Source organism: Pedobacter frigidisoli (assembly GCF_032678525.1).
GTDB lineage: Bacteria > Bacteroidota > Bacteroidia > Sphingobacteriales > Sphingobacteriaceae > Pedobacter > Pedobacter frigidisoli_A.
Genome location: NZ_JAVTSE010000008.1, coordinates 1 through 22,131, shown reverse-complemented (window position 1 = coordinate 22,131; position 22,131 = coordinate 1). Strand labels below are relative to the sequence as shown.

13 protein-coding genes are annotated in these 22,131 nt (G+C 41.0%); 5 read left to right on the top strand and 8 right to left on the bottom strand.

The window, feature by feature from the left end:
* Positions 1-34: 34 nt before the first annotated feature.
* The 8 genes from R2Q80_RS18870 to R2Q80_RS18835 form a co-directional block, all read right to left on the bottom strand.
* Positions 35-1,360, bottom strand: a complete 1,326-nt coding sequence (locus tag R2Q80_RS18870) for an IPT/TIG domain-containing protein (protein ID WP_316801095.1) — start codon at positions 1,358-1,360, stop codon at positions 35-37.
* 613 nt (positions 1,361-1,973) lie between these two features.
* Positions 1,974-3,803 (bottom strand): glycoside hydrolase family 35 protein, encoded by a 1,830-nt coding sequence (locus R2Q80_RS18865; protein WP_316801094.1) that lies wholly within the window; start codon positions 3,801-3,803, stop codon positions 1,974-1,976.
* A gap of 108 nt (positions 3,804-3,911) precedes the next feature.
* Positions 3,912-5,042, bottom strand: a complete 1,131-nt coding sequence (locus R2Q80_RS18860; protein ID WP_316801093.1) for a glycoside hydrolase family 43 protein — start codon at positions 5,040-5,042, stop codon at positions 3,912-3,914.
* Between the two features lie 63 nt (positions 5,043-5,105).
* Positions 5,106-6,359: a DUF2264 domain-containing protein gene (locus R2Q80_RS18855; RefSeq protein WP_316801092.1), complete on the bottom strand. Its 1,254-nt coding sequence runs from the start codon at positions 6,357-6,359 to the stop codon at positions 5,106-5,108.
* A complete protein-coding gene (locus tag R2Q80_RS18850) occupies positions 6,359-7,498 on the bottom strand; it encodes a glycoside hydrolase family 88 protein (RefSeq protein ID WP_316801091.1) in 1,140 nt (379 codons plus the stop codon). Before R2Q80_RS18850 ends, R2Q80_RS18855 begins: the two co-directional genes overlap by 1 nt.
* 4 nt (positions 7,499-7,502) lie before the next feature.
* The gene (locus R2Q80_RS18845) at positions 7,503-9,659 is read right to left on the bottom strand and encodes a family 43 glycosylhydrolase (protein ID WP_316801090.1); all 2,157 of its coding nucleotides are present in this window, start codon (positions 9,657-9,659) and stop codon (positions 7,503-7,505) included.
* Between the two features lie 5 nt (positions 9,660-9,664).
* A complete protein-coding gene (locus R2Q80_RS18840) occupies positions 9,665-10,987 on the bottom strand; it encodes a BNR repeat-containing protein (RefSeq protein WP_316801089.1) in 1,323 nt (440 codons plus the stop codon).
* Positions 10,988-11,112: 125 nt separating this feature from the next.
* On the bottom strand, positions 11,113-15,144 hold the full coding sequence (locus R2Q80_RS18835; protein WP_316801088.1) for a two-component regulator propeller domain-containing protein: 4,032 nt from the start codon (positions 15,142-15,144) through the stop codon (positions 11,113-11,115).
* A 251-nt stretch (positions 15,145-15,395) separates the two neighbouring features.
* Here R2Q80_RS18835 and R2Q80_RS18830 point away from each other — a divergent pair, with 251 nt between their 5' ends.
* The 5 genes from R2Q80_RS18830 (at position 15,396) to R2Q80_RS18810 (ending at position 21,883) form a co-directional block, all read left to right on the top strand.
* Entirely contained in the window at positions 15,396-15,770 is a 375-nt protein-coding gene (locus tag R2Q80_RS18830) for a hypothetical protein (protein WP_316801087.1), read from the top strand.
* Positions 15,771-15,854: 84 nt separating this feature from the next.
* A complete protein-coding gene (locus R2Q80_RS18825; protein ID WP_316801086.1) occupies positions 15,855-16,550 on the top strand; it encodes an ATP-binding cassette domain-containing protein in 696 nt (231 codons plus the stop codon).
* A gap of 11 nt (positions 16,551-16,561) precedes the next feature.
* Positions 16,562-19,069, top strand: a complete 2,508-nt coding sequence (locus R2Q80_RS18820) for a TonB-dependent siderophore receptor (protein WP_316801085.1) — start codon at positions 16,562-16,564, stop codon at positions 19,067-19,069.
* Complete coding sequence (locus R2Q80_RS18815) at positions 19,069-20,514, top strand: ABC transporter permease (protein ID WP_316801084.1); 1,446 nt, start codon at positions 19,069-19,071, stop codon at positions 20,512-20,514. Before R2Q80_RS18820 ends, R2Q80_RS18815 begins: the two co-directional genes overlap by 1 nt.
* Before the next feature lie 4 nt (positions 20,515-20,518).
* A complete protein-coding gene (locus R2Q80_RS18810) occupies positions 20,519-21,883 on the top strand; it encodes a DUF3526 domain-containing protein (protein ID WP_316801083.1) in 1,365 nt (454 codons plus the stop codon).
* The last annotated feature ends 248 nt before the right edge of the window (positions 21,884-22,131 follow it).

Below are 22,131 nucleotides of genomic sequence, written 5' to 3'. Positions count from 1 at the left end.
GTTAATAAATTTAAATCAAATACAGATCTGAACATTACTCAATTGCGAGCTTACGGATTGTCACTCCCCAGCTTTCGCCAATAAATATTACATCGTTTTTATCGATAGTCAGACAGTAAGGATAATTAAAGGTTGATGCAAGAGGTAGTCCATTGGCTCCCCCAAAAACACCTGCAATTCCTGCTATGGTAGATACATAACCAGTAGTACGGTTGATCTTCCTTATCAAATTTGAGTTTGAATCTGCAACATATAGATTACCCTCACTATCCACGCACATTCCGGTTGGTGAAGTAAAGGAAGATTCGCCAAGCAGTTTTCCATCCGCTTTTCCCAATCCATTAAAACCAGCGTATTCCGTCACTGTTTTCCCGTCTTTACTAACTTTGTACACACCATTAGTGCTTTGAACAGTAAAATAGAAACAGCTCTCTATTTTATTATATACCATATAGCTGTATTCGGTAGATCCAACATTTCCGCAGGCAGCATTCAAAATCTGAACATTAGTTGGGTTCGAGATTTCTAAACGGCCGAATTTGCCGTCTTTATCCCTGAAATAGAGCCATTGCTCTGTATCGTCTAAGCAAGCAGAATATATAATACCTGTTGATCCGGGAATTTGTGCTGCAAGAATCTGCGGCTGCCAAAGACTACTTTTTTCATAGAAATATACCTTATGTGGCACGTTTCTTCCTATAGAGTATAATTTCGTACCCGCACTATTCAAAGCCGGTTGTGTACCATCAAATCCTGTCTGAAGCGTAGTAACTTTGTTGTCGTTGATAGAAATATATCTCACATTACCGACCATCGATTCGAAGGATATCAGTTCGTCGTTATTCAACGCGGCAATACCGAAGGTTCTTTGGATCCTGGCATCCGAAAGTGATCCATTTACGGAGCCCACTACAGTTGTTAGCCCCACAACATTTGATACACTCTGTGCAACTATGTATTTGAATTTTTTCGTAATTGCTCCACTCTTCGCCTCTACCATTACTTTTACAGCATTCAAGCCTGCATTTTCTTTAGGTACTAAACAATAAATGGTTTCATTGTTTAAGCCAATGATAGTAGCTGACCTGTCTTTTTCAGCATCTGTAAAGTAGACTTTCACTTTCGACTTATCAGAACCAAAATTTGAACCTTTAATTACAAGTTTGGTGCGGATACCGCCCGAATCGGGGGTAAAAGAATTAATGGTTATAGGCAGGCTTGGGTCATATTCGGTTGCGGCCGTGGAGTTTTGATTTTTCTTACACGCAACAGCGAATACAAGCAAAACAAAGGCAAGCAACGAATGCCGCATTGCCCAACCGGTTTTTCGGAAACCGGCGATCAAGTAGTTGTTCATCATGTTTATTTGGGTTAGTTTAATTGTTTTTCGGCAAAAGAAATTCTCAGGGCCCGCGAGCCGGATTATTCGATCTGCTTTTTGTTTAATCTGAAATCAAGGATTGGCTCATCATCACTTTTTAGCTGGATAATGCCGTCGCATTTACCATCATTTAAAAGTCCCGGTGATCCTTGTAAATAAGCCAGAAGTTAGTTACTCTTCCTTTGCTGTTGATAGTCTGGATTTTCTCATAATTAAGTTTCTAGTATTTGGTTGGTAACAAAGTAACTATTAAAAAAGCATTCCCTGGGAGGGGCAATACGGTATTTAATAGGGGTTAAAATGTTACTTTTCAACTAAAAACGCAGATTTTACCAGCATTTCATTTTTTAAACGTCGATGGGACACTTAAAAATTCGGGTACAAAAAAAATAATGTTGCCTATGGGATTTTGGAGATACATAATTAATAGCGTTCATAATGATTGGATTCTGTTTGTTATGCAGGTTATAATAACATTATAAATATACCTTAATCGACAGGCTTGTGATTGGCGTAAATTAACAAGCACAACCCTTATATTAACTCATTTACAGCTAATTAAAAGATGATGCCTGCCACATTCTAGATGCCGTTAATTTTTAACAACCTCATCCAAAATCGGTGAAGAAATTCCACCCAACTCATGTTGATCGGGTTTGATCAATTCTAAAACAGTGATTTCATTTGCTCCCTTTTTTAACCATTCTCGTGGAACATACAAAGTTTGCTGCGGACCGATCGACCAATACTTTCCAAGATTGTGCCCATTAATCCACACCACTCCTTTTCCCCACTTACGCATGTCAAGATAGGTATCTCCAACTTCCGTCAGTTGGAACTTTGCCCTTTGAAGTATAGGCAAGCTCTTATTTGGTGAATGCTGCGAATCAAACTTCAAATTACTCACATCATTAAACGGTAAGCCGTACATCGACCAGTTATAAAGTTCATTACCCCTAAATAAAACCTTTTCTGTAATTCCCTTTTTGTTTTCCAATAAATACTTTCCAAAATTTACCCTGCCCATGTTCTCTACAAATATGTCGAGCTGAACCTTACCTTCAGGTAATGTAATTTCCAGACTATCCTGGTTCAACCTTCTATCCAAAATACCTACCCTTTGCTGATTAATGAAAACAAGTGCATAATCCCGAAGGTTCTTTAACTTTAACACGCCCTTTTCACCCCCTGTAACTGAAGTTCTGTAAAGTACGTAACCATAATCCTGCTTTAAATCTTCAAAAGTTAATGGGGTCTTATTATTTACAGCACTCGGGAGATGATTAAATACTGAACTACTTAAAGTGAAATTTATCGGATCAATAGTGATGGTTTTTTTTTCTGCCGGGATTGAAGGAAGTTTTTGACCAGCGGGAAGGTTTTTCTCTATAACAGCCCTGAATTTTCTGAACTTTTCCGTTGCGTTCCCTGCCTCATTTAGTGGAGCATCATAGTCATAACTGCTGGTTTGCGGCTCATACGGTGAAGTATCCTTATAGTTTGCACCGTTCATAAAACCTCTGGTTGTACCACCATGAAACATATACATGTTAATGGAAATACCTGCTTTTAAAACCGAGTCCAGCTTGTTCGTATATTGTTCCAAAGGCACCGTATGATGAGCCTCACCCCACCAGTCGAACCATGCCGGGTACCATTCTGCAATAAAAAATGGACCCTTGCCCCCATGCAGTTCACTGATGATTTTTTTCACCTTCGCAGGGTTATCCTGACCATTGATAGCAGGAAGCAAACCTGGTAAATGTCCTTTAACAATATCAGCTTCCGGATCGCAAGTATATAAAAGTCCGTCAAAACCAGCCTCAATAAACATTTTTTGGTTTAAGGCAAGGTATTCTTTATCCGAACCGTACGAACCGTATTCATTTTCAATCTGAACCATTAAAACATTACCACCATGGTTAACCTGCGAAGAAGCCAGTTGCTTCCCAACAGCGTTGATGTATTTTCTGTATTCATCAAGATATTGCTTTTCCATCCCGCGCACTACCAGTCCTTTTTCGTTCTGCAACCAATAAGGATATCCGCCAAACTCCCATTCGGCACATACATAAGGGCTCGGTCTCAGAATCACCCATAGACCTTCCTCTGCCGCCATTTTCACAAACGCCGCGATATCGTTATTCCCCGAAAAATCAAATTTGCCCTTTTGCGGCTCGTGCAAATTCCAGAAAACATATGTTCCTATGGTATTTAGCCCCATTGCTTTAGCCATTTTCATTCGGTCGCGCCAGGCCTCCTTCGGAACTCTAGGGTAATGCATCTCACCCGAAATAATCTGGAAAGGTTTTCCATCTAACAAAAATTCACTGTCACCTAGCGCAAAAGTGTGCTTTGCTTTTTGGGCAAATGTGCTTATTGAAATCACCATCGCAACAAGGCAGAAAAAGTATTTATTCATTGATAATCAGCTTAATAAAAGAGCTATAACTATTAATATCAGGCATAAAAATCCCATTCTTCCCCTTTTAGGAAGTTCACTTTAGTATCCCATGAAACTTATTGTTGTTTATTTAAACGTACTCAGATCCCAGCTATCATACCACTTGATCTTCATTTTATCACCCTCAAAACTGATGGGCAACCACAAATAACGGCCATCAATTGCATTTTTCGGATTCCATTTATCGGCCATAAAAATAAACTGTCCTTTTTTTCCGGGTACAGGTAGTACATGGGTACTTTGGCCGCCAAAAGTTAGATTAGCACCAGCGCCTTCACATGGATTACCCATAAACTTCCATGGGCCCCAAATAGTATCCGCCTTGAACCAACGCGCCGGATTAGGTGCCCAACCGGTACACCCGGAACCCACCATGTAATAAACCCCGTCCTTTTTAAATAATGCCGGTGCTTCAGTTTGCTGCCCAACATAAATTCTAATGAATTTACCCGTATGGCCTAAATAATCAGGCGTTAATTCTGCAAGATGAAGCGTAAAGTTTTCTTCAGAAGAAAAGATATGGTAAGCCTTTCCATCATCATCCACAAAAACCGTCATGTCTCTGGCCATTTGTCCACCAGGAAAATCCCTGCAGAAAAAACCATCGCTTTTACTTTTCGGCTGATCGCAGTTCAGCTTCTCTGCCTCAGCAACATCTGTTGTGTAAAAAGGCATTTGTTTTGGATTCGGACGATAGCTTTTGATAAACTTATATGGACCTGTAACCTTGTCGGCAACGGCCACGCCTGATCTCGCAGCACCGTATCCCTGGCCTAAAAGTTCAAGGTGAAACCACATCACAAACTTTTTAGTACTTTTATTATATACTACTTTCGGACGTTCAATAATGCTTCCCCGGGCAATATCATTTTTCGGATCATCCGATACAGGCAAAGCAATTCCTTCATCCTTCCAGTTGTAAAGGTCTTTCGACGAATAACAATGCACCCCTACCTGGGCCGAATTACCCTTTTCGCCCTCTATTTTATGTTCCCCAAACCAATAGTATTTACCTTTGGATTCCACTATGCCACCGCCGTGTGCATTAATATGAACACCCTTATCATCTTTCCAGATTTTTCCGGGTGAAAATGATTGATATGGCTGGTTTGTTTCCTGAGCTGCTGATGTGCCTGCAATAGTGGCAACCAATAGCATGCCGATGAAGCCTGGCTTTAAAAATCTATATTTTAACATGCTGTGAAGGATAATTTATTTTGAAAGTTAATTACGTGCAATTTATCGATATTCTTTTGTTTATTATCTTAAGTCTACGCTATGATCGTTCGGGAAATCCGCGCCCGACCATATCTTTTGAGCACTCCATTTAGCGGCCGGATTTGCCCAGAACGGGTCGTTTTCAGGCAATCCCAACGGTAGAAAAATATTGCTGCTGATATACGGACTACCCTGATTATTGTAAAAATCACCCATATCCGGTTGTTCTCCATATAAACCAATGGTTAACCAGCCATTCTTATAAGTCGACGGACTTTCAAGCGTTTTTCTGATCACGGCAGTAAGTGCACACCGTACCTGCTCCGGACTTAATTGCTTCGGCAAAGCTTTTCTCCAGGCTACATCAGCTAAATGATGGAAGGCCGCCCCACGATATACAATCGACCTGCCCGTAGCCGGATAAGTACCATCTGCGTTAATCAAACGTTCCTGGATAATCGCATATCGGTCATTTCGTTTTTTAATCTTCTCAAACATGCTGTTATAAGCATTCGTTTTTTTGCCTATTACCGATGAAATGGCAGCCAGGTACGGATGAATCACGTAGCTGTTGTAATAATCGTAAGCAAAGCTGGTTCCGTCGGTATACATTCCGTCGCCAACATACCATTGTTCCAGCTGCTGTAAAGCGTAATCAACCCGCATAGGATCCCATTCGTAGCCATATTTGGCAAAAAAAGCTTCATTCATGGCAGAAAATAAAAGCCAGTTAGAAAACACAGGCTTAAATCTTCGGGTAGTCTGAATAGATTTTACCATTAAAGCCTGATGTTTTTTTCCAAGGTTTTCCCACAACCATGGCGATCGCACAAAAGCATAGGCCACATATGAAGCGTCAACCAGTTGTTGCCCGCCAATATCATAATTCATGAAGTCTTTTGCATTTGAATCCAGCGAATTCTTTAAGCCCTGAATAGCCCATTCCCGGTACTGAGCTCTTAGTGCTACCTCCTCTTTTGAGCCGCCCTCGAGCTCCAGCCATGGTGCTATGCCACTTAGTACACGACCTAAAACTTCAACATACTGAACTTTTATTCTGTGGTCTTTATTATCAATGTGAATGGAGGTTACTTTGGGCATCACAATTTTCAGACTGTCTTTCGCCAGGTTGTACAATACCGGCCGAACCATTTTATCCATCTGTTGCAACCAGAATTGTCGGTCGCTTAAAACCGTAGCCTTCTTCACTGTTTTTTTCTGCGCAAAAGTTCCGCCTGTGCCTATTGTTAGCAGGAACACGAAAGCAACTAATATCCTATGGAGTATCCTTTTCATTATTTTTTGAATTCAGTTTTTTCTAAAAATCTATACATTTCACAATTTGCCAGTAGAAAAGCCCCAACACCAAAATTTGCAGTTGAGCTCGCATCTACTACTTGCCCGGGAATGGCCTTTTCACCGATTGGTTGCACATATCCCACCTTACCATCTTCCTGTAAAGCAGTTTTTGTCAGGTAATTCCAGCCCTTCAATGCGATGGGTAAATAAGTTTTGCGGTTCAAAATGCCGTTGTTGATACCCCATAAAAACCCATAGGTAAAGAAAGCCGTTCCACTGGTTTCCGGTCCCGGGGCATGTGCAGCATCAAGCATACTGCGTGTCCAGTACCCCTCTTTTTGCTGTGATTTAGCTATTGCTTTTGCCATACTTTTGTATTTAGCTAAATACTCATTGCGATGCGGATCATCCACGGGAAGGTCTTTCAGTACTTTTGCCAATCCCGCGAAGACCCAGCCATCACCTCTCGCCCAGAAATCCTTTTTCCCATTGGCACTTTTGTGTTTCGGATAAACATACTTCGCGTCGCGGTAGTAAAGCCTGGCCTCCCGATCATACATAATGCTGTTGGCATACATAAAGTACTCATATAATTTATCAAGATATTGTTGATTGCCGGTTGTTTTATACAGTTTGGTCATCACAGGCATTACCATGTATAAGCCATCAGCCCACCACCAGTAGTCGTTTGCAGGCGTACTCATTTCGTACTCCATCACCTCTTTTGCCCGGGCTATTTTATGCTCTTCTTTACTGATGTGATACAAATCAATGTAGGTTTGAAAGCAAATCTGCCAGTCTCCAAACAATACATATTCATCTGTTTCACCATACTTATATTTCCATTTGCTTTTATCAGCCGATTTAGCCCCCATCCATTTATTGTACTCGGCCCAGGCTTCAGAATATTTTAGAAACACCCGCTTTCCGGTGATCTGAAAAGCCTCCATATTTCCTGTGTGGTAGGCTGCATGATCCCAGAAAGACCTCACCTCGGGTTTATTGTTTTTTTGCCAATAACTATTGGCTTTGTTGATGATATTTAATACTTCTCCCTTTGACGGATAATCCTGCGCAAAAGTCTGCATGCAGATGAAGGTCAAAAGGACAAACGATATTGTTTTCAAAGTGCTCATACTATTATTTTATACCTGTTATCGTTGGAATTACCGGCTTTATGGCTCCGTCCGCATTAAAAAATAGTTTATCAATGCAAACTTCCCGGTTGTAACCTGCGGCACTGCCCATAGTAATTCCTTTAGGTCTGGTAAAACGATGGTAAACAATATACCACTCGTCTTTGCCAGGCACCTGTATTACACTATTGTGCCCTGTTCCATATATTCCTTTTGCCGGATCTTTCGCCAGAATTAAATTGTTTTCCGGAATAATGATCTTTCCTGTAGGTGAGTCCGAGTATCCATATCTCACCCTATAATTTTCACTTCTGGTATCATCCTCCGACCACAGAAAGTAGTATTTTCCGTTCCTGTAGAATACTTCCGTACCCTCTCTAAAACTTTTATCTGGTGTAATTACTTTTATGCTGTTGGTATCAATAGAAACCATGTCAGAATTTAATTCGGCCACAGCCATGTGCCCGTTACCCCAATAAAGATAACTCTTCCCTGATTTTGGGTCAGTAAACACATCCGGATCGATTTCCTGCCCGCCCCGCGTACCTTTAGGTCTCACAGAAATCAACGCCTTTCCAGAATCTTTAAACGGACCTGCCGGATCGTCAGCTACCGCTACGCCAATTTTCTGGGCAGCAGTGAAATAGTAATAATACTGATAGCCTCCGTTCTCCTTTTTTTCAGTGATGGTAGGTGCCCAGGCATTCTTTTTTGCCCAGGAAACATCTTTGTTTAAATCCAGGATTACGCCTTCATCCTTCCAGTCAACTAAATTAGCCGAAGAGAAAGTCTTGAAATAGGTTCCGCCCCACCCCGTAAAGCCATCGCTGGTAGGATAGATATAATATTTCTTTGTTTTATTGGAATATAGAACCTCCGGATCAGCATAATAGCCAACCAATGCAGGGTTATCGCTCACCTCAGCACTAAGCCAGAATGTTTCGGCTGGCTTACCATCTACACTTATCTGTAGTTTTACTTTTCCTTTTGAAAGATCGTAAGGAGCTTTTGGAGAAACTTTCAGTCCGGGTAAATCAACAAACAACGGATCAAACGACTTTAAATTAGTTCCGTTAACCACCGGATAGTAAACTTCATGCTTTACGCTATCGATGATGATATTATGCTGTTTTATCGCTTTCGCCTTTGGAGTGGACAACACAGATACCGGATTATACCACTTACGCATTAATCTCCCTGCTTCTTCAGCAGTTATAGGCAGTACGGTACCATGACGGGGATGAAAATCCATGCTTACTTCATTGTCAATCACACTGAAGTTCTCGAGGTCTTTGGTTTTAGTAAACTGATATTTCCCTTTGGTATAAAGATCATACATCAGAATGTACCCTTCACCATTATTTAACTTAAATACCCCTGCACCCTCAACCGGATCTTTAGTTTGCTGCACATACTTGTCCTGAAGCACATATCCCGAGGTTAACTGATCAGAAACCGCAATCTTAATACCCGCTCCATTCCCTTCTGTTTTGAAAAACAGATGATATTTACCTTGATCTAAAACAATGTCGCCATCTATTGCAGCACCGTTCGTCGGACTAAAAAATAACTGCTTTGGTTCAGTCTCGAGGTCGGTAAATTCAGGGTTTGCGTAGGCGTAGTAAATTTTATCAGGATCTTCACCATGTTTCATCGACCAGTATATCATGTATTTTTTTGCCTGCTGATCATAAATGGTCTGAGGAGCCCAAACACGAAGCAGGTTCTCATTACCGGTGTTTTTAGTCTGAAGATTAACTATAGCTGAAGTCCAGTTAATCAGGTCAGTCGACTTTAATAAAACCATTGCCCGGTTAGAATTCCACCCTTTTGCTGATACCATATCCGTCACCACCATATAAAAAGTCTTGCCATCTGCACCACGTAAAATATGCGGATCCCTTACTCCACCGGTTGAACTGATGGCAGCTGAACTAATCACCGGTTGATTATCATTTAGCGCATAGAAATGGTATCCATCCTTGCTGATTGCAAAACGAATGGATTCTTCAGTTTCTGTATTACCCGTAAAATAGGTAAATAAATAGGCTGAAGGTTTTGTTGACTGTTGGGCAAAACCGTATATTGAGAAAACTACTGTAATTAATGTCAGCAATACCTTCCTCTTCAATTTGGCGTTTATTTGTTTACTCGTAATCATCGGTGTTAATTTTTTGCTTTCCACTCCAGTACCTGTACTGCAGTAGGTTCAGTATTTGCCTTGCCCTCACCATCCACCTGAACAACCTTCTGCACATATAAATTCAGTACATTCTTTTTATTCCAGAGTTCAGTATCATAACTGGGCTCCCAGTCTCCAACACTAAAATCCGTTAAATCTGAAATTCGCCAGTCCGTAGCCTTTATATCCTTGCTGATGGCAATAGATACCCGATTGTCCCTTTCCGCATCACGAAAAATCATTGCTGCCGCCTGATGCCCTCCGGCTTTCCAGCTTACAATCTGTGGTCGTGAAATGGGAATCTGTTTCGTTCCGCCTCCACTGAGCGAAAAAGGACGCTTGCGAAACTCCAGATTGTTTACAATCCATTCACCAGCACTTTTATAAATAATGTGGTATTGGGGAACAGAATCATGCTGTTCGCGCCAATATGATGCAATGAATATTTCTCCTGTAGATTGTGCGATCATTGACGTTTGATTGATCAGCTCGCTCTTCTGCGGAACTTTAACAGCATACTCCGCATTTCCGGCATTGATAGGAAGCTGATAAACCTCCCCGTTAGATTTTGTCCACGTTTCACCGCCATCCGCAGATTTCGCATAACAGATATCATGGTTGCTGGCCACATCAGGACTTTCACGCCACACCCACGAAAGGTGTAGCCCTCCCTTCTCATCAACTGTGGTTTGCCAGTAAGCATTCCTTTTACCTTGCCCATCAATTAAGCCATCCTGCACCCTTAGCCAACGCTTCGATTGCAGCTCGTACCGGTTAATCATCAGGTTCCCATTTCCAGACCCCCCATCTCTGTAAAAAAACAGCAGGTCACCATTCGCCATTTTATAAAACTCCGGATAACTCACTTTATCTTCTTTCAGTGAAAGCATGGGTTGTTTGTCGCCCATTTCCAGTGCACCAGCATTCAAACTGATGGAATAATTCAACCCGTTGTTATGCTGGCCCCAGGTCAGGTGTAAAAAGCCATTGCCATCAACGGCAATGCTGATGGATTTATGTGCATCAGTGGCATCTCCTTTAAACTGACTTCTCTTAACTACCCAGTTTGCCTCGCCCACTTTACGCTTCGCCAAAACAACAAACTGCTCATCATCATAGTAGGCAGCATATTGGGTGTTTTTGAAAGTAACCAGAGAATTCTTACGGAAGATCACCGCATTAACCGAATTATTTGCCCAGCCATTTGCTGCTATCGTATATATTTTAGGTACTTGTGCAAAGCTTAACACCGCAATGGCACACAGCGCAAAAAACATAAGGAAAGAAAATAGCTGTTTTACTTTCATGTTGGTTAGCTAAATAATTGTGTTATTTGGTTTCCTAAGTACACCATTTTAACCATTATAAACAGGGGGCTAAATCATATATAACAGGGGGCGTTTTCATAAAACGATTACCAAAACGCCGGAATTTAATGATTTGTATTCACACTGAAGTTTTTATGAAAAGTTTTCCTGTGCTTTTTCACGAATTCCGATGGCGTAAGCTTAAACTGTTTCTGAAATTGCTCCCTGAAATATTTTATATCATTTATTCCAACCCTAAACGCCGCCTCGTTAATATTTAAATTGGTGTTGATTAGTAGCTCGGCAGCCTTTCTTAACCTGATAAAACGAATAAAGCTGTTGATCGATAGTCCCGATGTTGCCTTCACTTTTTTGTAAAGATTGGAATGGCTCATCCCCAGATCAGAAGCCAGCGACTTTACATTAAACTCACCTTCCATCAGGTTATCTTCAATGATGGATATACATTTCTGTAGAAAGCCTTTATCCTCTTGCGAAACTTTATGAGTATCCGACTTGAGGGTAATTTCATTATAGAAATAGGATTGTAAATCCTTCCTGTTTTTAATAATTCCGTTAATTTTTGCTGTGAATAATTCTTTATCAAAAGGCTTACTGATGAAATCGTATGCACCAACCTCAATCCCTTGCAGTTTCATCTCCGGACTTGGATCAGCAGTTAACAGAATTACCGGAATATGGCTCAACGATGGGTCATCCTTAATCGCTTTACAAAGCTCAATACCGTTCAACCCTTCCATGTTTACATCAGAAATAATAATATCAGGTAAAAACTCTTTACTGAACTGTAGCCCCTCTATGCCATTCGTGGCTTTATAAATCTTAAACTTCTGTTGAAAAATCTGATTGATATATTCAATAATCTGCTCATTGTCGTCAACAACCAGAATAGAATGCAGATCAGAAATCAACAATTCCAGATTGCCTGTTGGCTCCTGCTCATTGCGTTCTTCGTCTTCCTGTGCAATGAGTTCATTCACATAAACCAGTTCATTCCCGAAAGTATCTGTAGTCAATTGCTCTTTTTCCTCTCCTCTGGGTAATTCTATAAAAAAAGTAGTTCCTTGTCCCTGGACAGTAGAGTAAGATATTTTTCCTTTATGTAGCTCAACGAAGTTTTTCACCAGATACAGGCCTATCCCAAAACCGATTTTCGGCGAAACGCTATTCATGGCCTTGTAGAATTTATCGAACAATTTATCTCCAACATCCTCCGGAATCCCCATTCCACTGTCCGTTATCCGCATATTAACACGATCGTTAATGCGCATGATTTCCAGATGCACGCTACCGCCTTTCGGGGTAAACTTTAAAGCATTCGAAAGCAGGTTAAACAAAATAATCTCCAGTTTATCACGATCAGCATAAATACTTAAATCTTCCTCTTCACATCTGAAAACATAGTCAATGCTGTTGTTCTTCGCCAGATAACTGAAGCATAAAAATATCTCTTTTGCAAATTTACTCAGATTGATTTTTACCACCTTCAGCGATTCAGTTTCACTTTCTGTTCTGCGGAATAACAGCAGTTGATCCACCAAACTCAGCAAACGTCGGGAGTTACGATAAACAACATTCAGATCGTTTTTCTCAGCACCCGCTTCCTTGGTTCGTAAAATATCTTTAATAGGGTTAACAATTAAGGTCAGTGGTGTACGCAGTTCGTGAGAAATATTAGTAAAGAAATTAAGTTTCTTTTCATTCAAATCCTTCTCCCGTTCTATTTTTAAATTGGCCAGTTCTACCTCATGCTTTAATCGGTTTTGCCTTTGCCTGTATAACCAGAAAAGATAATATGCTCCTCCAATAAACAGGATATAAATAGCATAAGCCCACCAGCTCCGGTACCATGGAGGAAGCACTTTGATAACGATGATCTTCTCATTATTACTCCATACCCCTTCTGTATCGGTACTCTTAATATGGAGTTTGTAAGTTCCTTCGTTTAAACGGGAATAATAAGCGGTATTAAGCTTATCTACATGGATCCAGTTCCTATCCCAGCCCTCCAAATAATAAGCATATTTGATCTGATCCTGAAAAGAAAACTCAATTGCGGCAAAGTTTACTGAAATAACAGCAGCACTATATGGAATAGCTATTTCTTTGAGATTCACCACAGATTGTCCCAAATAGTTCGGATCCTGATCTATCGGAACATTATTGATTCTGAAGTCTGTGAGCACCAGCCTGGGAATCCGTTTGTTTGCCCTGATACTGTCAGGAAAAAATTTATTAAAACCATTAATTCCACCGAAAAGAAATTCACCTGTTGAAAGTTTGAAAGCCGCGTTATAGTTAAACTGATTACTTTGCAGTCCATCAGTAGCAAAATAGTTCTTAAACTGATTTTTTTTCGGTGTAAACTTCGATAAACCATTGTAGGTACTGCACCACAAATCCCCCGTACTGTCTTCCAGAATATTGAGAATAGAATTGCTTGGAAGTCCGTTAGCTTCGATATATCTGATGAATTGTTTAGTCCTTTTATCGTAGCTGAGCAGTCCGCCACCTTCCGTACCAACCCACAAATGGTTTGCTTTATCCTGGTGTAGCGCCCGGATTGCAAAATCAACGGGTATAAACTGATGCTTCTTGTGAAGCAGATCTATCTTAATCAGATGGGTATATGTTCCACCCCATAAAGCCCCCCCACGATCCTGATAAATGACATGGATGTCTTTTAAAACCGGATCAAAAAGTTCGAACTGATTGGTAGTACGGTTAAGTTTGTAAAGCGCTCCGCCTTTCGTTGTTCCTGCCCAGAGGTTATGTTGCCTGTCTTCGTAAAGCTTCCACAAATTTACATCAAACATTTTCTTGTACGGATTGTAGCAGGCATAGTGTTTAAAACGACCAGTGGCTTTGTCAAAACGATCAATGCCTCCACTAAAACTTGCCACCCAAATGATATTCTGGTGATCTTTTAGAATACTGGTAACGAAATTACTGGTAAGCGAAGTCGGATCAGCCGGATTGCTAACATAGTTTCTGTAAATATTTGAGGCAGGGTTCCACACGCTTAACCCACCTCCGTCAGTTCCAATCCATATATTACCGTCTGCATCTTCAGAAAACGAAAGCACAAAATTGTTCACCAGTGTATTATGTTGAAAAGGGTCATTTTCGATTGTCTTAAACTGATTATCCTTTTGATCGATAATATCAACACCACCCCGCAATGTAGCAACCCATTTTCTTAACTCCTTATCTTCATAAATAACTGCAACAGAATTACTGCTCAGCAAACCTTTTTCCTTACCCGCCCGCAGATAGTTGACCTTCCTCGTCCTTGTATCAAAAATAGTAATCCCCCCTCCATCTGTCGATATCCATAGTTTCTGCTCCTGATCAATGCTTAAACCCATTATATTTTCGCTACTGAGCTTAAAGGAAACCCTTTGCAATGAATGTGACTTTTTATCCATTACAAATAAACCATTCTCCGTTCCGATCCATAGATGCGTTAACGAGCCATTCAAAATGGAGGTTACGGAGTTGATACTGGAATTTACGACTGTGATTTGATTCGTCTCGGGTTTATAAATGCAAATACCGACCTCCTTGACGAATAACCAGAGATCATTTCCTTCCATACCCATTGATTTAACGGTGAAGTTTTTTCTGCTACCAAGGGATATATGGGATGCAGTAAGCTGTTTTTCTTTTACAACGAATAAACCTGCTTCATCTGTTGCGAGATATACCGTACCCTGTTTATCAGTGGCAATTGCATTAACAGGTGATTGTAGTTTGAGCTTTTTGCTCCCCACCTGATAAATAACAGGGTGAATTTTATTATCGCTATAGTCAAATACGGACACCCCTTTCTGCGTCCCAATCCAGATTCGGTCAGTATTGTCGCCATTCAGGGCAGTAATGTGATTATTGATCAGTGAGTGGTTATCATTCCACTTATTGCGAAAGATTTTAAAATCATATCCATCATATCGGTTCAGTCCATCATAAGTTCCCATCCACATGAAACCAAAACGATCATGAAACAAAGAATTAACAACGTTATTAGAAAGTCCATCCTCAACATCCAGGTACTTAACAGCCGAGGGGTTTAATTGTGCCTGTGTAGCAATAAACGTAAATATCAGAAATGTAATTAAACGTATAGCTTTAGGCATATGTTCCGTAGACAAGGATAATTTGTAATTTGGTTATGAAGCTAAATTACACATTTAATCCAGATTAGGCCGTGGTTTCAGCCATGGAAAATGTTAATGCTATTATATGGTTATAATTAGCAAAATTTTGAAAACATATGGTACATGTCCGTTCACAGTTAAGTATCAGCCCCCTCAATAAGAATGGCCAGCAAGCAACGGTATATTTTTTTAAAAAAAACTACGCGAAAATTTTATTAAATGTACCTTTGTTGCAATTGGAAGCAAAAAACAGTAAATATAACAGGCAACTATTTTCCCAGATATGGGCTTTTCTGTTATTAATCCTGTTTTCAGGCGCTTTACTCATCGAAACGCTCCATCATCATGAACAGGATAAATTAAGTCATAGTCAAACAAAGTATGATCAAATTCATCAGTCCTTACATGTCGATGCAACTAAGGTAAATTGTAAACTTTGTGAAATTATTAAGCACCAGTTTCACTTTTACACCTTGCTCCATCCGGTTGTGGCCGTGCTTGCTGTGCCATCACCGATGGCAGCCAATTTCCATTATCAGTTCGGGCATTCTACTGCCTATAGGCGCTCGGCAGCCAACAAAGGGCCTCCAAGCAAGGTAGCCTAAGCGGCATTACGCTATAATTTCACGTCACTTCATTCTAATGCATCGCCATCAGGCCTTGCCATCACTTTATTTATTTAATTTTTTATGCTACAAGCAATTTCGCTCTCCAAAACCTACGGAGATCATTGTGCCCTCGATGGGTTAAATTTAACCGTTAACGCCGGAGAGGTATACTGTCTGTTGGGACAAAATGGTGCAGGTAAAACCACTACCATCAACTTATTTCTGGGATTTATTGAACCCACAAGTGGTGAAATTTTGATTGATAGTCAAGCGCTTTCTCCACAAGACCCTCATCGGCGCGGGCACCTGGCCTACATACCGGAAGTGGTCATGTTATATGGTAACCTCACCGCAATCGAAAACCTTGATTACTTTTCGAAGCTGGCTGGCTTTCAATATAATAAAACCGAACTCATTACGCTCCTCACAAATTGTGGCTTGCAAACATCCGCGCACAACAAGCAACTGGGTGGTTTCAGCAAGGGAATGAGGCAAAAGGTTGGAATCGCCATAGCGGTGGCCAAAGAAGCTAAAATCATTCTGATGGATGAACCAACGAGTGGATTAGATCCAAAAGCAACAACAGAGTTTAGCGAACTGGTCAAAAAACTGGCAAAAGAAGGAAGATCAATCCTAATGGCTACCCACGATATCTTTAATGCAGTTGGTATTGCTACCCACATTGGCATTATGAAGCAAGGTAAGCTCATCCATACACTCAAAGCAGCAGAAATATCTGCCACAGATCTGCAAACGCTGTATTTACAAACCATTTAATTTAAGCAAAGATGCTTCAACATCATCAATCCCGGTTAACTATCCGGGCTATTAGTTTATTAGTATTCATAATTGGAATTTCGACATCAGCACTTGCGCAGATTAGCGTTAGCGGGCAGGTTTTCGATCTACAATCGGTCGGTATTCATAAAGCAACCATTCACATCAAAGAGGGGAAAAAAGAGTGGTCATTGAGCAGCGATTCATTGGGTAATTTTTCCATCACACTACCCGGAAGCGGAAATTATAAATTCACAGCCTCCGCAATCGGATATAAAACGTTCAGCAGCAATTATTTTATAGAACAAACCAAGGCAGTCAAGCTTCAGCCCTTTAGGCTGGAAACAGCAAATGAGGAATTACAAACCGTCGAAGTAATGGGTACCAACGGAAAAAAATATTACGGCAACTACTCTTTCTCCGCAACCAAAACAGCCACTTTAAACAAGGATGTTCCTCAGTCCATATCTTCAATATCTAAAGAACTGATCGCCGACCGTCAGGCAGCCGTCCTGGCTGATGCAGTAAAAAATGTGACCAGCGTTTCGCAAAGTAGTTTCTACAACCAGTTTTCCATTAGAGGAATCAATCAGAATGAAGAAGGTGCGATCATCAATGGCATGCGCACCAGGCAGTATTACTTTAATCAGCCTTTAACCAACAACCTGGAGCGTATAGAAGTAATAAAAGGGCCCGCAAGCGCAACTTTCTCCAGTGTCGATCCCGGAGGAAGCATTAATCTGGTAACTAAAAAACCATTAAGTCAGGAACGAAAGGAAATCAGCATTTCTGGGGGAAGTTTCAGTACAGTTCGTGGTGCTTTAGACTTTACCGGACCCCTAAATGACAACCAAACCCTTCTCTACAGGCTCAATTTGGGATACGAAAACAGTAAAAGCTTTCGGGATTTACAGTTCAGAAAGGGCTATCTGATTGCCCCGTCTTTCTCCTATATTCCCGACGATAAAACAAGTTTCAATGTAGAACTGGTTTTAAACAACAGCGACTCCCGGTTAGACCGTGGCCAGGCCATTTTTGGTGCAACTGCCGGAGTAACCGATTTAAACAGCACTCCAATAAGCTTTAACATGGGTGCTTCCAATGATAAATTCAATACCCAGGACCTCATGTTAATGGCTAATTTTTCACATAGCATCAGCAAAGCTATTTCGTTCAACGTAGCTTACATGAAACAAAACTGGAATGAAGACCTCCTGGAGCACAGAACAAACAATGCCTTTGCCGTGGATGAAAACAACCAGCCAGTTAAAACGCTGGCAGGAATGATCGCCGTTCAACGCCAGCAGAAATTCACAACCGATAACTTGAGCCCCTATTTCACAGTCAACACCAATACGTTCGGATTAAATCATAAACTTGTGCTTGGATACGATCGCATCAGTACACAAAAGCTAAGAGGAGGAGGAACGAATACGGCGCAGGGATATCGCCTAAAGGACGGTACAGTAACCGCAAGGTATGACGCAACTAAAAAAGATCTTTATCAGTTTAGTCAGGTAAACGGCTTAAACGCCCCGGTTCCAAATGTAGCTCATTTCAATCTGGCAAATCCTTCCTACACGCTTAAAAACCTCAGCGATTACATCTTCACAAAAGTAGAAATTCCACCGGCTTATTATCTGATAAATGCCGTTTACCTCCAGGATCAGGTGAAATACCATAACCTCACATTAACCATTGGCATCAGAAAAGAGTGGTATGAGGACTTTAGCAACTACAAATTGTCTGCAGAGAAGAAAATAAGCCAGCACAAAATTCTTCCAAGGTTTGGCTTAACCTATTCGATAAATCAGCATATCAATGTTTATGGTACATATTTGCAAGGCTACCAGCCACAGGGAAACACCTCTTCATTAGTCATTGTTCCTCCACCCAGTGGAAGTAACTTTAAGCCCCTAGAAAGTGATTTAAGGGAAATCGGTGCCAAGTCTGAATGGCTCAACGGAAATCTTATGGTTAACCTTTCTTTATTTGAAATCAACCAGAAAAATTTGCTGATCAATGCGAACGATCCCTTAGATGTAAACCGGTTAATTGAACGTGGCGCACAGAGAAGTAGAGGTTTAGAAATTGAAGCCTCAGGATTTATCAGGCCTAACTGGCAGTTCAATGCGGGTTACAGCTACGTTGATGCTATAGTAACAGATGATTTCATTACTGCAAACATTGGCGAACGGGTGCAGAACACTCCAAAAAATAGTGCAAGCTTATGGATGCGCTACGACCTGAATAACCGAAAACTGAGTGGAATTGGATTTGGTGCAGGTGTGCAGTACAGCGGAAACAAGCTTCCCCTTTACATCAGGGATTTTGTTCTTCCCGGTTATACTGTTGCCGACGCAGCCATTTATTACCGCCCAGCTGAGTCCAAAGTCCAGCTATCCACGAATGTCAATAATATCTTCAATAAAACCTACTGGGTCGGTGCACAAAACTATCTCCGCCTTTTTCCGGGCACCCCAAGAAATGTAATGTTCAATGTAACCTATAGAATATAATGCAAAATATAACACTTACAATTGCCCGGCAAACTTATCTGTCTGCATTCGCAAACCGTGCCACACTGATATTCACTTTGCTCCTGGGTTTTGCGCTTTGTTTGGCCACCTATGTTGGATGGCAAAACTTCCGGACTCAAAATCAGCAACGGGTTCACTATAAAAAGGTCGTACGGGCGCAATGGTTAGCCAAACCCGACAAGCACCCGCATAGAATGGCGCATTATGGTTACCTGGCATTCAGGGAGAAACATGAACTGAGCTTTTTTGATTTCGGCATTGAAAGTTTTGCCGGCGTATCGATCTTCCTGGAGGCCCACAAACAAAATACGGTAAATTTCAGCGAAGCCGGTTTTTCCAACGGCATGCTACGCTTTGGAGAAATTAGCGTGGCCATGGTGCTGCAGTTACTGGTTCCGCTGCTCATTGTCTTTCTGGGCTACAGCAGCATCTCCGCAGAGCGCGAATCTGGTACACTTAAAATCATTCTTTGCCAGAAAGTCAACTGGGGAAAACTTTTGTGGGGTAAATCCATAGGTATCATCTCTGTCTGCCTTTCTGTTTTTATACCGCTTATATTCCTTACCATTCTGCTGTGGGCATCTCTTAGCAATTGGCAGGTCAGTGTAGATTCAGCCCTACGGCTGATCATACTAATCCTGAGTTATTGCGTTTATTTTTTCATTGTAACAGCAGTCACGGTGCTGGTTTCGGCATTTCAGCATAGCTCGAAAGCATCACTCACCATGTTGCTAGCTTGCTGGATCTTATTCATCGTCATCATTCCAAGAATTACACAATCGATCGGCGCAAAGGTTTATCCGTCACCTTCAAAAATTGAATTCGCAGATGCGGTGGCTCATGATATTCACAAACAAGGCGATAGCCATGATCCCAACGACAAACATTATGCGTCAATCAAAGACTCGCTCCTTCATGCATATCATGTAGATGATGTAAAGAAGCTGCCTTTTAACTACGGCGGTTATATTATGGCAGAAGGGGAGAAAATTACCGCTACCATCTACAATGCCCATCAGCATAAGTTAAATGAAACCTTTGCCAAACAAAACCGCATTACTGCGCTGGCAGGCCTGTTAGATCCTTTTCTATCACTTAAGCAAATTTCAATGGCCTTAACAGCTTCAGATTTTGAGACGTTCATTGATTTTCAGCGTCAGGCAGAAGACTATCGCTATCAGTTGGCTCAGCAGATGAATAAGCTCCAGATTGAGAAAATAAGTAATGTTACACCAGGCGAGCATGATAAACCACTTTCCATTAGCAAATCAAACTGGGCACAACAACCCGATTTCAACTACATGTTTAGCACAGTTGGTGATGTAATCACCAGGGAAGCGCTCGCACTGATATCCCTGATAATGTGGCTGGCCTGCACCCTGCTGCTACTTCAATATGCTCCCCGGTGGATCAAAACAATATAATACCATGAGAAAAAACACATATAACTTAGAATTCAAACTTTTCCTCTCCGGAAGCACCGCGTGGATCGGTATTGCCATATTGTTAATCACAGGCTTCGCCGGTTTATACTTCGGAAAAAGCTTTATTGATAACCAGCACAGCGTAATTAAAAAAGCCAGCATATTGCAAACGGAACACACGCTTAAGAATGTTGAACACTTCGGAAAAGATATCGGACTTGTATTTTTCCATAATAAATTTTCCATGGCAAATCTACCCGGAAACTGGGCCGGTTTTACAATCGGACAACGCGATGTGAACCCTTATTTAATTTCTGCAACGATGCTCGCCCTCGAAGGTCAGATTTATGATACAGACATTACCAACCCGGTCACCCTGCTGTCAGGAAATATGGATATAAGCTTTGTCTTTTTATACCTCTTTCCACTGGTCATCATCGCCTTTACCTATAACCTGATATCCGAACTTAAAGAGTCTGGAATATGGTCTGTTTTAAGAGCACAAACAAATCACATCATTGCAGTGATATGGCAAAAGCTGCTGGTCAGGTTAGTTTCAATACTGTTTACCGCATTAATCTTGCTCACTACCGCTGTGTTATACCTAAACATTAAGCTTGATACAACGTTATTCACAGTTACGATACTGTTGCTTTTATACCTTGGCTTTTGGTTTGCTTTGTCATTTTGCATAATTTCCCTTGGAAAATCATCAAATTACAATGCCTCTGCCCTTATTGCCATCTGGGTACTGATTTGCATAGTGATACCAGCCGCTCTAAACCTGGTTCTCATCAGGCAATACCCAATTCCGGAAGCATTGCAGAATGTGATTAATCAACGGGAGGGTTATCATGAAAAGTGGGACATGCCAAAGGAAGTAACAATGAAACCTTTTTTTGCACACTATCCACAGCTCAGAAAATTACCTTTTCCATCGGATAAAAGCTTCAGTTGGTTCTGGTACTATGGCATGCAGCAAATGGGCGATGACCAGGCAATAAAAAGCAAAAAAGCGATGGAAAACAAATTGGATGCCCGTCAGCATTTTACGAAAGTGGCAGCACTCTTCTTTCCTACCATACAAACACAATTAATGCTTAACGAAATGGCAGGTACAGATTTAAGTGCACATCTGCAGTTTCAGGAATCATACCGAAAATACCATGAGCAAGTCAGGCTACACTTTTATCCGGCAATATTCCTTGAACAGGATATTCATCGAACCAACCTTAAAGATATTGGCCTAAAACAGTTTATACCACAAAAAAAATCTAATCTGAACGGGTTACTTTCGATAGCAGTCATCACGTTATTATTGATAGCAATGAGTCTGTTTAATTTTAGAAAGGCCCGCCTGATCCGTTAAATCCAAACCGGATGCACGCATAAAGTAAAAAGCCTGTGAACTCATCTCACAGGCTTTTTTCGATTATGATTCCTTCGTTCATTCGTAGATATTAATTATATACAATTATTTCCCATGTGCTATTGCTGTTATGAGTTAGTAACAAACCTCTCGGGTATAAACATCTTTGTGGTAAACAAACCCCAGGGATATAAACGAAGAAACCCTCACAGTTGTTACTGCAAGGGTTCTTGTTAATCTGCTTTTGA